Source organism: Mesorhizobium huakuii (genome assembly GCF_030160235.1).
GTDB lineage: Bacteria > Pseudomonadota > Alphaproteobacteria > Rhizobiales > Rhizobiaceae > Mesorhizobium > Mesorhizobium huakuii.
Window position 1 is genome coordinate 1 of record NZ_BSNY01000011.1, and the last position, 12973, is coordinate 12973.

General features: G+C 59.7%; 12 protein-coding genes. 8 read left to right on the forward strand and 4 right to left on the reverse strand.

Annotation, left to right across the window (positions count from 1 at the left end):
* Positions 1 to 920: 920 nt before the first annotated feature.
* On the forward strand, positions 921 to 1223 hold the full coding sequence (locus QQK95_RS04545; RefSeq protein ID WP_284269435.1) for a DUF982 domain-containing protein: 303 nt from the start codon (positions 921 to 923) through the stop codon (positions 1221 to 1223).
* A 41-nt stretch (positions 1224 to 1264) separates the two neighbouring features.
* Here QQK95_RS04545 and QQK95_RS33575 read toward each other — a convergent pair whose 3' ends face one another.
* Entirely contained in the window at positions 1265 to 1600 is a 336-nt protein-coding gene (locus tag QQK95_RS33575) for a hypothetical protein (RefSeq protein ID WP_457920535.1), read from the reverse strand.
* A gap of 163 nt (positions 1601 to 1763) precedes the next feature.
* Between QQK95_RS33575 and QQK95_RS04555 the strand changes: the two genes are divergently transcribed.
* Positions 1764 to 2744, forward strand: coding sequence for a ribose-phosphate diphosphokinase (locus tag QQK95_RS04555; protein ID WP_284269436.1), 981 nt, complete (start codon positions 1764 to 1766; stop codon positions 2742 to 2744).
* On the opposite strand, the gene QQK95_RS04560 is transcribed toward QQK95_RS04555, so the two are convergent.
* Together QQK95_RS04560 and mgtA are read right to left on the reverse strand one after the other, a co-directional pair.
* A complete protein-coding gene (locus QQK95_RS04560; RefSeq protein ID WP_284269541.1) occupies positions 2689 to 3759 on the reverse strand; it encodes a hypothetical protein in 1071 nt (356 codons plus the stop codon). The two genes, QQK95_RS04555 and QQK95_RS04560, sit on opposite strands and share 56 nt — an antisense overlap.
* Positions 3760 to 4571: 812 nt before the next feature.
* Entirely contained in the window at positions 4572 to 7151 is a 2580-nt protein-coding gene (mgtA, locus tag QQK95_RS04565; protein ID WP_284269437.1) for a magnesium-translocating P-type ATPase, read from the reverse strand.
* A 434-nt stretch (positions 7152 to 7585) separates the two neighbouring features.
* Between mgtA and groL the strand changes: the two genes are divergently transcribed.
* The 6 genes from groL to QQK95_RS04595 all read left to right on the forward strand — a co-directional run bounded on the left by groL (position 7586) and on the right by QQK95_RS04595 (position 12271).
* A complete protein-coding gene (gene groL, locus QQK95_RS04570) occupies positions 7586 to 9208 on the forward strand; it encodes a chaperonin GroEL (protein ID WP_284269438.1) in 1623 nt (540 codons plus the stop codon).
* Positions 9209 to 9338: 130 nt separating this feature from the next.
* Positions 9339 to 10154 (forward strand): universal stress protein, encoded by an 816-nt coding sequence (locus QQK95_RS04575; protein WP_284269440.1) that lies wholly within the window; start codon positions 9339 to 9341, stop codon positions 10152 to 10154.
* A 77-nt stretch (positions 10155 to 10231) separates the two neighbouring features.
* Positions 10232 to 10762 (forward strand): flavin reductase family protein, encoded by a 531-nt coding sequence (locus QQK95_RS04580; protein WP_284269442.1) that lies wholly within the window; start codon positions 10232 to 10234, stop codon positions 10760 to 10762.
* 89 nt (positions 10763 to 10851) lie between these two features.
* On the forward strand, positions 10852 to 11676 hold the full coding sequence (locus QQK95_RS04585) for a universal stress protein (RefSeq protein WP_284269444.1): 825 nt from the start codon (positions 10852 to 10854) through the stop codon (positions 11674 to 11676).
* Positions 11677 to 11755: 79 nt separating this feature from the next.
* The gene (locus tag QQK95_RS04590; protein WP_284269446.1) at positions 11756 to 11983 is read left to right on the forward strand and encodes a ChaB family protein; all 228 of its coding nucleotides are present in this window, start codon (positions 11756 to 11758) and stop codon (positions 11981 to 11983) included.
* Positions 11984 to 12055: 72 nt separating this feature from the next.
* Positions 12056 to 12271 (forward strand): hypothetical protein, encoded by a 216-nt coding sequence (locus QQK95_RS04595; protein ID WP_284269448.1) that lies wholly within the window; start codon positions 12056 to 12058, stop codon positions 12269 to 12271.
* Positions 12272 to 12465: 194 nt separating this feature from the next.
* On the opposite strand, the gene QQK95_RS04600 is transcribed toward QQK95_RS04595, so the two are convergent.
* The gene (locus QQK95_RS04600; RefSeq protein ID WP_322791209.1) at positions 12466 to 12864 is read right to left on the reverse strand and encodes a host attachment family protein; all 399 of its coding nucleotides are present in this window, start codon (positions 12862 to 12864) and stop codon (positions 12466 to 12468) included.
* Between the last annotated feature and the right edge of the window lie 109 nt (positions 12865 to 12973).

Genomic DNA, 12973 nt, shown 5'->3' on the forward strand with positions numbered 1-12973 from the left:
GTTCGAGGAACAAGCTATGCTAGCTTAACCTCGTGTCCGAAAAACCGGCAGCAGCCCAATCTCGCCGTAACACCGACAAGGGGGGGCGCACCTTGATTGGTGACTGGCTACCCACCTTCACTTGATAATTGCGATTTCGGAGCCCTCGAAAAAGCAGATCTCCTCCTGAAATCGGAGCGCGTTGCCCCAACATGCGCCCCGGTAGGCCGGCGCCTTCGCCCACTCTACCCCAATGAAGGCGCCGGCCGCTCCCACATGCGAGGTGGTGATGGTGATGAACGGCCGCAAATTCATCCACGCCGACCGTTCGATAATATCGCCCTTGAGCAGAGCCGGTCGAGGCGACGACAGTCAGCGTTGCGCCAAGCGGTCACTCAGGAGTGGAACCGAATCGCTTCGTCCAGCATCTAGAGCCCCTCATTTGGGGAACAATCTCTCCAGGCGCCACGGCACTGCCATTGATTTGGATCAATGGCGCCAACCCTACTTCGAGATATTTTCTTACAAAATTTTGCGAGCTGCGCTTGCGTTACAGGTCGTGGAAATCGCTGGCGCCTGCTGCCCATAAAAAGGAAACGTGGAAAGGACAAACCTGATGTTTGGCGACAAGGAGACGCGCATGGTCGAGGCTGGACTGCTTCTGGCGGTCCCTGTTTCAATCTTGGTCGCGGTGTTGCTCGCCGGTCTTTCGTTGGCCTGAAACAGCCGGACTATCTATTTCACGTTCCTTGGGATGAGGCCCGCTTGAGTACTGGCGAGATGAAATTGTCTGAAGACGATCGATGAGCACCACATCGACCGGGCATTGAACCCGCGGGTTTCATCCCTCGCTGCAGGGTCAGGTCATTCTTGATAGTGTTGAGCCGATAGCCAAGCCAAGTCGGGAATAGTTCGTCTCAACTTAATAGTTGGAGGAGCCTATGAACGGCAAGATTTTCGATAGGCCCGTTTTGGTCAAGAACGGGCAGCATATTATCGAGGAGATTGAAAGCTTGGCTGATGCTTTCCAGTTCCTTGAAAAGTGGCCGGAGAGCCGACGGGGGCCGATCTACCAGACTGCTATTCGTGCCTGTCAGCGCGCCTATGATGGTTACGTGCCACTTTCCGTTGCGCGCGACGCATTCGCCGGGTTTGCCCGATCAGTCAAGATTCTGGAAGACGTAAGCACGGTGCTGCCGTGGACAGAGAGGACGAATTCCGGCCGCGGCGGCGTACCAATATAAACAGGCGATCGCCATTGGCACTGAGGGCTATAGCGCGCCGATCAGGTGCGCTGAGGACCACCAGCCGAGGCAATCAAGCTTGAGGCTTCCTGAGCAAGGTGGATCACCCGATGGATTGCAAATAATGCTCCCGAGACGACGAAGGCCGATGGCTTCTCTGTCGAAGACCGCACAGCCAAGGTGATCGCAGACCCAAATCTGTCGGCATCAAGCTCTGCGAGATCCAAGAAGTCGATCCCACACGCCTGCTTTGCGCCAACGCACGAAGCGATTGTCGCAGGTGCTGCGGGTCCATAGCGCTCCTCGGCTTCCGAACGGTGATCAGCGGCAAGTTCCCGATGTTGAGCTGCCACGTTCTGCAAGGTCTGCCATTTCATTGGCCTGACACCCGGGTTCGGTCTCACGATCTTGCCGCGGCTCCGGCACGGTTCTCCCCTACGCAAGTGTTGAAGATGGCCGATAGGATTCCCAGGCCATGCGGCGGCTCGCATCCTTGACGCGCGTCAATCCATCAGTTCTCCAAACCGGTTAGAAGGAAACATGCGTTTCTTCGCTCTCAAAGGCTCGGAACAACTTGGCGCGGCCGTAGCGCAAGTGCTTTCGATCGAACTCGACCCACATGAAGAGAGAGATTTCGAGGATGGGGAACACAAGGCTCGCCCGCTGGTCAGTGTACGCGGCAGGGATGTCTATGTGTTGCACAGTCTGGCTGGAAGTGGCGGAGCCTCTGCCAACGACAGACTGTGCAAGCTCCTTTTCTTCCTGGCGACATGCAAGGAGAACGGTGCTGCGCGTGCAACGGCGGTCGTTCCCTATCTCGCCTATGCACGCAAGGACCGGCAAACCAAGGCGCGCGATCCCGTCACCACGCGCTATGTCGCGCAACTCTTCGAGGCTATGGGCACCGACCGGATCGTCACGCTCGACGTCCACAATTTCGCCGCGTTCCAGAACGCCTTTCGATGCGAGAGCGTGCATCTCGATACGCGAAAGTTGTTTGCTCCGCTGATAGGCAAACTGGCCGGAGATCTGCCGGTGACCATCTTCTCGCCCGATGGCGGTGGCGTGAAACGCGCGCAACTGCTCAAAGAGGTTCTGGAGGCAGAGAGCGGTAAAGAAATCGGATTCGGCTTCATGGAAAAGCGCCGCAGCCGGAACGTGGTTTCCGGCGAACTGTTCGCTGGCGACGTCGTCGACAATGCCGTCTTCATCGTCGACGATATGATTAGCACCGGTGGCACCATGCTGCGCGCAGCACTTGCCTGTCGTGAACGCGGTGCCCGGACCGTTCATGCGATCGCCACGCACGGATTGTTTGGCAAAGGTGCCGAAATGCTGTTCGGCAGCCAGGCGATAGACCGCATCACCGTCACTGACAGCGTGGACTTGGCGTCAGCTGCCAAAGCCCGTCACCCGCAAGCGCCCCTGGACATTCTGCAGATCAGTCGCCTGATCGGCAAGACAATCAGGCGTCTCCACACACAGGGGTCGATTTCCGACCTGATCGGGATTGATGACTGAAAATCTCGCGCTCCGCCTGCCTGATGTAGCCGATCGCCTGCGGGCGCCATTTTTCTGGATGACGGATAGGTGTCTCAAGGAGATGCGCGAGCCCCAAACGGGCCTTTAGCAACGCTCGGAAACCGCCATAGAGCGCCAGCAATTCGGCATCAGGGCGGTCCGGCAGCCGGCCCTCCAGAGCCTTGACCAGGAGCGGCCGGATCCATGGCGCGCCAAGCATCTCGCATTCCAGGCCGAGATAGTTGATCTCGTCATAGGGATCGATGATGCGCATCGACCGGTTGAACTCGAGGCAGTCGATGATCTGGGGTGGCTGACCAATGCAGACGTGTTCGGGGCGCAGGTCACCATGCCCCTCGACGATCGCGCCGCGAAAGATTCGTGCTTCGATCCGCGACCTTAATCGCTGCAGCAGACTGTCTACTGTGTCCAAAGTGCCGGACACCATTTCCACCAACGCGAATTCGGGCCGGAGCAGAATGGCGCGGTTGATGCGCTGCTCTTCAGTAAGGTGGCGCAGATAGGCGCCGCCGTCGTCAATTTCAGCTTGGCGTTGCGCATAAAAGGCCGCCAGCGCTTTGGCGACGTCGTCTATCTCGGTCGCCGCCAGGCGTCCGAGGGCGATGCGCTCGTCCAGCATATCGCCGTGCGGCAGGCGCTTCATTTCGACCAGCCAGTCGACCACACGCCCGCTACCGTCGAGAGAGAAGCGGCCCGATGCGTCACGGCGAAGAGGGAGAATCCGCCGATAGGTTTCGGCGGCAAGGCGAGCGTTCAGCCGCAATTCCTCGCTGCAGTAGAAGTGCCGCTTCCCGATAGTGCTGAAGTCGAGGAACGCATGCCTGACCGGCTTCTTGAGCTTGTAGACCAGTTCGTCCGTGAGGAAGACCCAGGACATGTGCGTCTCGCGAACATCCACATGTGTCGTTCCAACCCCGTATGCCACCGGATCGCTGAGAAAGCGCACCTTCGCCGCCAGCTCCGCAAATTGCCGATGTCCCATCATCATCATCATCGTCGGCACAATGGTGGCCAGAAGCGATCCGTACTTTGACGCGTGTCAAGGACGTGCCCGCTGGCCGTGACATTTTGGGTGCAATTCCGGCTGCATGTCATGGAGCGCAACATCGTCGATCTTTGTCTGTATCTGGATGGCGTTTTTCCGCGGGTTCGCCGGCAAGGCATGGCCTGATCAATATCGGCAAGTCGAAAGCGCAGGTCTATCTGCAGGCAAGACCGGACTGACTTTTGACGACGGCTTGATTTCAGAATTCGCAACACAACAAACCGCAGTCTCCATAGGATATTGAGCGCGGCAAACTGCGGTTTCGGGCAGAAACGCAACACAGCCAAAACCGCAGCCCCGTTCCATAATCTATCTTATGCGACTTTCTGCTGTCGGGCGTAGAGATGGAGAAATGTAAGTTTCAGCCGAAATCGAGTCCGCTACACGCTATTCGTCGGCAGTCGCCACGCACTAGCTGATTCCGGAGCCGGTTACACTTCGTCACCCGCCGGGCCGATCTTGCCGTCATGGCTAGCCGAACGCGGTGGCCGCATCTCTGCTGAGTGGTGAAAACAAGATCCGTCGTTCGTCGGACCTGCTTTGCCGAGCGCGGCTGGACGCTCCGGACAGAGACTCATTGGATCGAGTGGTTGTCGCGGCTTCAATCACAATTTGGCGCCAGCGCACGCTTGGTGGCTCGCGGCGCGCATCTCGAACGGAGGATAATAGCCTGCCGACCGTTAGCTGTCTCAATCAAGCCCCCTACTCCCACCCGCAAGCCGAACCTTGCGGCCAATGCATCGTCTTCCTCTGTCGATCAGCTACCTTCCCTTCCGATGGGAGTGCCTGCTCTCGTGGCCGAAGAACCAACGCTTGGTTGCCTCCGAAGCCAGCAAATAGAGCGCAGCGATTGCGACGAGACCAAGCACCACGGACAGTGGCAGCGGCACAAAGCCGAACCATCCTGCAATGGGCATGTAGGGAATGATGATCGCGACAACCGCTACAGCCAAAGTCAACCAGGCAAGCAATGAGCTTGGGTGGCTGGCCCAGAACGCCGTGTGAGTGCGCACGATAAGCACGATCGCCAGTTGTGTCGTGAGTGACTCGATAAACCACGCGGTCTGGAACGTAGCGGGTGCCGCTTTAACGATGAACAACAGGAACGCGAAGGTCGCAAAGTCAAACAAGGAACTCATCGGCCCAAAGCTGAGCATGAACCGCCGCACGAAGCCGATATCCCAGCGCCGCGGCCGGTGCAGCTGCTCGGCATCGACATTGTCAGTGGCGATCGCCAGTGAGGGAATGCTGGACAACAGGTTGTTGAGCAGGATCTGCTTCGCCAGCAGCGGCAGGAACGGCAGGAAAAGCGAGGCGGCGGCCATGCTGATCATGTTGCCGAAATTGGCGCTGGTGGTGATGGAGATATATTTCATCGTGTTGGCGAAGGTCTTACGGCCGTCATCGACGCCGCGCACGAGTACGCCCAGGTCCTGCCTGAGAAGAATGACGTCGGCAGCCTCGCGTGCGACATCGACCGCGGTGTCGACAGAAATACCGATATCAGCTTCGTGGAGGGCGGGCGCATCGTTGATCCCGTCTCCCATATAGCCGACGACATGGCTTCGGCTTCGGAACGCCTCGACAATGCGTTCTTTTTGATTGGGGTCGATTTCGACAAACAGGTCGGTCTGCCGCACGGCTGCGAAGAGTGCGCTTCTCGTCAGCTTCGACAGATCCTCGCCGGTCATGATCCTGTCGGCGCGCAAGCCAACCGCCGTAGCGAGATGCGCGGTGACATAGCGGTTGTCGCCCGAAATGACCTTTACTGCTATGCCCCTGAGGGCAAGCGCGGAGAGCGCTTGCTTGATCCCCTGCTTCGGCGGGTCGAGGAAAAGCAGGAAACCGGCAAAGGCAAGACCGGTCTCGTCTGTCCGGCCAAAGGCAGTCTGGCTTTCAAACTGACGGGTTGCCAAGGCCAGAACACGATAGCCGTCCGAACTCCAGCGTCGAAATTTGGCGTCGATCGCCGCACGATGCGCCTCATCCAGGGCTTCGTAGCCGTTTGTGGTTTTAACGAAACCACAGGCGTCGAGGACATTCTGCACCGCACCTTTGCAGATCAGAATGCACCCCCCGCCGTTGTGCTGGGCAACGACGGACAGCCGCTTGCGAATGAAGTCGTAGGGAATCTCATCGATTTTCGCGAAGGCCCCCAATGTTGCACCGTCATCGCCCGGGGCATTGGCTATCGCTTCGTCCAGTGGATTCTTCAACCCGGTCTGCATGGTGGCGTTGAGCCGCGCCCAAAGGAGGACATCCGTCGAGGGATGGCCATCGACGTCGAGCCACCCATCGAGGTTGATGACACCTTCGGTCAGCGTTCCGGTCTTGTCCGTACAGAGCAGGTCCATGCTGCCCAAATTCTCGATGGCGTCGAGCCGACGCACGATGACGCCGTTGGCCGCCATGGCGCGGGCGCCGCGAGCCAGCGTCACGCTGATGATGGCCGGCAAAAGTTCCGGCGTGAGACCCACCGCGAGCGCCAGCGAGAATAACAGCGATTCAATCAGTGGCCGATGGAGCAGCAGATTGGCGAAGAACACGATGATGACGATCACCAGCATGATCTCCGTCATCAGGTAACCAAAGCGCCTGATTCCCCTGGCAAATTCCGTTTCGGGAATACGCCGCTCGAGGGCCGCGGCGATGGACGCGAACTCGGTGTGGTCACCGGTCGCGACCGCAAGCACGGTTGCGGTGCCGCTGCGGACCGACGTGCCGGTGAAGACTGCATTGCTGCGCTGTGCGACGGAAGCCTCTGGCGGCGATCGACCCGGTGTCTTCACAACTGGAAACGTCTCCCCGGTCAGCACCGCCTCGCTGACATTGAAATCGCACGCATCCAGAATGACACCGTCCGCGGGAATGAGGTTTCCGGCCGAGAGCCGGATCACGTCGCCAGGCACGATCTCTTCGGAACTGATAGCGCATTCGGCACCGTCCCGCAGGACAACGGCCTTGTGTGACACACGCTGTTTCAGCGCTTCTGTCGCTCGCGACGCACCGTATTCCTGGGTGAAGCTCAGGACGCAGCTCGCCAGCACGATCGCGTAGATGATCGCGGCCTCCTGGCCCTCGCCGACGAAGGCTGAGACTGTGGCTGCAAAAATGAGGATCAGGACCAGGGGACTGCGGAACTGCCCCGCAAATAGGGTCAAAGCCGATGTGCCGGATCTGACGCCCGGTGTGTTTCGGCCGAATTTTGCCATTCTTGACGTGGCTTCGGAGGTGGCGAGCCCCGAAGCGGACGTCCCCAAGCGCTGCAGGAGCGCACCGAGGTCGGTTGCCCAATAGGCGTCGCTGCTTGCGAAGTCTGTAGGTGTTGGAACGGGTTTCACCGTGGTTCCTCTCGGCCGGCCCGCCGCCCATATGAGTTGGCGGGAAATGGACCGCCGGCCGTGCGCAACCTTTGATGACAAGAGGCAGTCATGGATAGTGATCCCCAAGGAAGTTGGCCGTGCTGGGCTGCGCAACGGGAAGCGCAGCCGCTGTCAGAAAGAGACGTCTCGTAAATCGGCGCACGGTTTGCGTCCTGATTGAACTCGGAAGCATCAAGCAGGCAGTTGGGCAGGTCATCATTGATCACCGTCAATTGCCCGGAAATGGTGATCAATGCTCATAAAACTGGGCGTCCAATGTGAGGTGGATGAGGATCAGCGGCCAGATTTCTTGAGCATCGCCGATCCCTACCGCTGACGCTTGGATTGATGCGTATCAAAGCCGGTTGAACGCATCCCTGTTAGCCAAGACGCATCATAGCTCGGAGGCGGTCATGGCTCACAAACAGGTATTGTTTCGTTCAGCAGCGCGCGAAAAGATTCTTCGTGGCGCAACCCAACTCGCCGACGCCGTACGCGTGACGCTCGGGCCGCGCTCGAAATCGGTTCTGATCGAAAAGAAATGGGGCGCTCCCACAGTCTGCAATGACGGCGTGACCATCGCCAAGGAATTCGACCTAAAGGATCCCGAGGAAAATCTTGGGGCGCGGATGCTCAGGCAGGCGGCCGAGAAAACCGGGGACATGGTCGGGGACGGCACCAGCACGTCGACCATTCTGGCCCATGCGATGTTCGCCGACGGCGTACGCAACGTCGTCGCCGGCGCCAGCGCGATCGACATAAAACGAGGCCTTGACCGCGCCACCAAACGGGCAATCGAAACGCTCAAGCAGATATCTCGGCCTGTCTCGACCCGTCGCGAGAAAGAACAGGTGGCAACGATCTCCGCGCACAACGATCCTCTCATCGGTCAGTTGGTCGGCGAGGCAATGGAGAAGGTCGGCGGCGAAGGCGTCATTACGGTCGAAGAATCGAAGACCACGGAAACCGTCCTCGACGTCGTCGAGGGCATGCAGTTCGATCGCGGATTCCTGTCACCATATTTCGTGACCGATCCCGAGAAGATGGAAGCGGTGCTCGAAGACGCGCTCGTGCTCATCGTCGAAAAGAAGATCGCTTCGCTGAATGATCTGATCAAGCTGCTCGAGGCTGTGGCGAAGTCCGGAGCCCCCCTGCTCGTGATCGCCGAGGAAGTCGAAGGCGAGGCACTGGCGACGCTCATCGTCAATCAGATCCGCGGCACCTTCAAGAACTGTGCCGTAAAGGCGCCAGGCTTCGGCGATCGCCGCAAGGCCATGTTGCAGGATATCGCCATCCTGACCGGCGGACAGGTCATCTCCGAGGATCTCGGGCTGAAGCTGGAAAACGTCACCATGGAGCAGTTGGGGCGCGCGAAGCGGATTGTCGTCGACAAGGACAATACGACGATCATCGGCGGCGGCGGAGATGCAAAGGCGATCAAGGGCCGTGTCGAACAGATTCGGCGCGAGATCGATAATACGACGAGCGACTATGATCGCGAGAAGCTGCAGGAGCGACTGGCCAAGCTTGCGGGCGGCGTCGCCGTCATCAAGGTCGGCGCGCCGACCGAGGCCGAGATGAAATCGAAGAAGGAAGCGCTCGACGATGCCATCAGCGCTACCAAGGCCGCGATCGCCGAAGGCATAGTGCCAGGCGGCGGGCTTGCCCTCTTGCGCTGCATCAAGACCGTGACCGACGAGCAAGAGCATTGCGAAGGCGACGAGCGCACGGGCGTGCAGATCCTCAAGCGGGCACTCGAAGCACCGGTCCGGCAGATCGCCGAGAATTCCGCGGTCGACGGCGGCGTCGTCATTGCCAAGATGCTCGAAGGCACCGGCAATTTCGGCTTCGATGCGGGAAAGAAGGAATATGTCGACTTGGTCGAAGCCGGCATCATCGATCCGACCAAGGTCGTTCGCATCGCACTGGAGAACGCAGTCTCGGTGGCGAGCGTCCTGCTCTTGACCGAAGCGACCATGACCGAAATACCGGAACCGACGAAAGAACGCGCCCTCGAACCAGAGATGGCGATGTAGGGCGGCGAGACCACAATTCAGATGGAGGCGAAAGGCGCGACCTGCCGAGATCGGCAGGCTTTGATGCGCATCAAGGCGCACGATCGGACCTCAGGTGATCCTGCTACAAATCTCATCGGAGGGCACGAAAATGATCTTCAACACCATCATGGTTCAACTCGACGTCGATTCTCCGGCAGCGCCACGAACGAACTATGCGCTGGAGTTGGCGCGACGCTTCGAAGCCACGCTGATCGGTTTTGCCGCGGCCGATTCATATGTCTTTGTTCCCGGTGACGATGGTGGGATGGCAGCGGCGGAAATCATGCGCGAGCGCCGGATCGAGATCGAGGATCGGCTGAAGGTCCTGAAGGAGGAATTCCTGGGCCTCGTCGGGGACGACGCCATCTGGCGTGAAGAGATCGGGGACCCGACACGCCTGCTCGCGTTGCATGCCCGCGCCGCCGATCTCGTCGTGACGGGAACGCCGGTCTCCGGCGCTGATCGCCACCGGGTGGTCGACATCGGAACATTGGTGCTGTCGGCCGGGCGGCCTGTGCTCATTGCGGCCAACCGGCTTGTTCCACCCTCCCCCAAGAAGGTCCTGGTCGCCTGGAAGGATATCCGCGAGGCGCGGCGAGCCGTCACCGATGCATTGCCCTTCCTGACCGGCGCACAAGATGTGCTCGTGGCAACGATCGAAGAACAGAACCAGCGGGATGCGCGCGAAAGTGTCAGCGACGTCGTCCGGCACATGATGAGGCATGGCATCAAGGCGAGATCGGAAATCCTGGACTCGGATCGTGGGGATGCTTGCGAAACCATCGTCGGACTCGCCCACGGCATGGGTGCCGACCTTGTCGTCGCCGGCGGCTATGGTCATAGCCGGCTGCGTGAATGGGCCTTTGGGGGCATGACCCGCTCCCTGCTCAGTAATGGCTCCGTCAACCGCTTGTTCTCGAACTGACGCGCTGAATGCAGGTCGTTCGCCCGGTGACGGCCGGCTCGCGCTTGCCAATATCGAATAGAACGGAGGGTGCGAAGATGAAGGAACTGCCGCTTGCCGAGGTCTATCGGCTGATCGAACCGGGTCCAGTCGTTCTGCTGACAACCCGGGCGAGAGGCCGCGCCAATGTCATGACCATGTCGTGGCACATGATGGTGGAGTTCACACCGCCGACGATTGCCTGTGTCGTGTCGAGTGATGATTTTTCGTTTGGCGCGTTGCGCGACACCAAGGAGTGCGTGATCGCGATTCCGGCTGTAGGACTGGCAGAGAAAGTCGTGGCGGTCGGCAACTGCTCAGGCCGGGACAGAGACAAGTTCGCGACGATTTGGCTGACGCCGCTGCCCGCCGAGCAGGTCGCCGCACCCTTGGTCGCAGAATGCTTTGCCAATCTCGAATGCCGCGTGGTCGATACCCGGCTCGTCAACAAATACAATCTGTTCGTTCTGGAGGTCGTGAAGGCCTGGGTTGACCCGGGGCAGCCGAAGCCAAAGACCATGCACCATATTGGCAAGGGGACCTTCGTGGTGGACGGAGAGACCATGCATTTCGATTCGCGTATGCCCTGAGGTCGCAACTTGATCGGCATCAAGGATTGCAATGCACGGGACGGGCTAGCTTCAGCTGATCCGACCGATACCGAAAAAGAGCGTCACCGATGAGCTACAAATCCATTCTGTTGAATGTGGGCATAGATGGCCCGATCGCGCCGGTCACCAAGATCGCCATCGATCTCGCCAGGCGGTCCGAGGCTCGGTTGATCGGCTTCTGCGCAGCCGATGCACCCTTGCCGGTCACGATGGCGCCCGAGGGTGCCGCCATAGCCGCCGAGGTCTGGCAGCAATTGAGGGACGACATCAAGAAGCGTTTCGAGGACCTCCACGTCGAGTTTGACAGCCTGGTTGCCGGTTCGGTGGCGACGGAATGGCGCAACACGCTAGACAATCCCAACCATGCCTTGGTCGCGACATCGAGAAGCGCGGATATCATCATCACTGGAGCTCCTGAAGGGGCTTCGTCTGGCGATTCCTATCGGACTGTTGATCCCGGCAGCCTCGCGTTGCGTGCCGGCAGGCCGGTGTTGATCTCGTCGGCTGGCGCGGACCACGCACCGACAGGCAGGATCGTGGTCGCCTGGAAGGATACGCGCGAAGCCAGGCGTGCAGTGGCCGATGCCGTGCCGCTAATGGCGATGGCGGATGATGTGATCGTGGTCACTATCGATTCCGAACCGGGTGACCGAACGACGGCAGGCATAAAGGACGTCGCGACCTTCCTGGCCAGGCACGGTATCACGGCTCGCACCGAAGTGCTGAAGGCCGATGACGAGAGCGACGAGCTGATCGACTTCCTGAGTTCCGCCAAGGCCGACCTGGTCGTGTCAGGCGCTTATGGACACAGCCGGATCAGGGAATGGGTGTTCGGCGGCGTTACCCGCTCGCTGCTCGACGACGTCCAGCTCTGCCGCTTCCTGTCAAACTGATCGCCGCCCCTCGACGTGCCTTGGCCTGTTCGTCAGCCACCTGCGTAGGCGTCGGTTGGGCCTGGAAGTGAGGACCGCAATGCCTTATGCGACCGAGGAAGATCTTCCACCGCCCATCAGGACCCACCTGCCCCCGCATGCCCAGGAGATCTTTCGCGCCGCCTTCAACAGCGCCTGGGACGAATATGCCGACCAAGGCGAAAAGCGTGAGGAAACAGCCCATCGCGTCGCCTGGGCTGCCGTGAAACGCCATTATCGCAAGGAAGGCAGGGATTGGGTGCCTATCCGAGCAAACCGCGCAATTTGATCGAGATCAAGACAGTCCCAGCTGCGTTCATTCATAGGATTTGGGATCAAGCACTTAGGCAATGTGGTTTCAATGACGGACAGCGTTACGGGGCTTCTCAACGCGTGCAACGCTGAGAAGAGCAAAGGGGCGGATTTTCCGACGATCTGGAAAGCGATCCTGAAGGTACACCCTTGTGTCACGGGATCACCGATTCAGGACAGCAGCGACGACGGTCCGGTGCTGCGAATTCCTTTGATCACAGGGCAATTTCTCGTCTTCCTGGGCTCGGACTTCTCGCTCATTTAGCAGCAGTGGCTGACAGCTATGGTTGTGCAGGGACCCTCTGGAGATCCTTGGCCGGGGATTTGCGGCGGACGCCACTGGCGAAAAACGCTGCCGCCAGCGATGCCTTCCCAATCGTAAGTACGTGAGGCCGACATCCCGCCATGCCTGGCCCGCGACGGTCGTCGAAAGCAGCTGGTTATGGGCGTGCGGGCTACTCAAGCCGCTGCCAACGTGTTCTCGATGGCTTCGACTGAGTGCTTCACGAGATCCTTGCCGAGTTCGCCCGCCAGTTTCGCTTTCAGCGAAGGCTCGACATGCTTGCGCAGCTCGCCGAGCGTGCGCGGATCAGCAACCACCACCACATGATCGAACGCTTCCGTCAGCGCCTCGCGATTGAGATACTCGGCCACGGCAGCGGCAAAATCGTCTTCCCGCAGGCGAGAGTCGTCGGGATTGGCAGTGGAACTGCGATGCCGGCCGCCCGAGCCGGTGCTGGCCGCATCAAGCGTCGGCTCGCTCAGTTCAACCAGATCGATCCGGGGCTCGTGACCCTTGTTGCGAAACAGGCGCAACTTCTCGCCGTCGGTAACCGCGACCAGCGTGCCAGTCGTCATAATCATGTTGTTTCTCCTTTGACATAAATCGAAGGCGTTGCCTCGCCATCATTGGCCGCGATCTTCACGCCGGATGCAGTTCGCGGTGGCGCGTGCCTCGGACTATCGG

Bases quoted from the DNA above. Each gene is read 5' to 3' on its own strand.
- QQK95_RS04545 (WP_284269435.1), top strand. From the start codon at position 921: ATGAACGGCAAGATTTTCGATAGGCCCGTTTTGGTCAAGAACGGGCAG.
- QQK95_RS33575 (WP_457920535.1), bottom strand. From the start codon at position 1,600: ATGAAATGGCAGACCTTGCAGAACGTGGCAGCTCAACATCGGGAACTT.
- QQK95_RS04555 (WP_284269436.1), top strand. From the start codon at position 1,764: ATGCGTTTCTTCGCTCTCAAAGGCTCGGAACAACTTGGCGCGGCCGTA.
- QQK95_RS04560 (WP_284269541.1), bottom strand. From the start codon at position 3,759: ATGATGATGATGATGGGACATCGGCAATTTGCGGAGCTGGCGGCGAAG.
- groL (WP_284269438.1), top strand. From the start codon at position 7,586: ATGGCTCACAAACAGGTATTGTTTCGTTCAGCAGCGCGCGAAAAGATT.
- QQK95_RS04575 (WP_284269440.1), top strand. From the start codon at position 9,339: ATGATCTTCAACACCATCATGGTTCAACTCGACGTCGATTCTCCGGCA.
- QQK95_RS04580 (WP_284269442.1), top strand. From the start codon at position 10,232: ATGAAGGAACTGCCGCTTGCCGAGGTCTATCGGCTGATCGAACCGGGT.
- QQK95_RS04585 (WP_284269444.1), top strand. From the start codon at position 10,852: ATGAGCTACAAATCCATTCTGTTGAATGTGGGCATAGATGGCCCGATC.
- QQK95_RS04590 (WP_284269446.1), top strand. From the start codon at position 11,756: ATGCCTTATGCGACCGAGGAAGATCTTCCACCGCCCATCAGGACCCAC.
- QQK95_RS04595 (WP_284269448.1), top strand. From the start codon at position 12,056: ATGACGGACAGCGTTACGGGGCTTCTCAACGCGTGCAACGCTGAGAAG.
- QQK95_RS04600 (WP_322791209.1), bottom strand. From the start codon at position 12,864: ATGACGACTGGCACGCTGGTCGCGGTTACCGACGGCGAGAAGTTGCGC.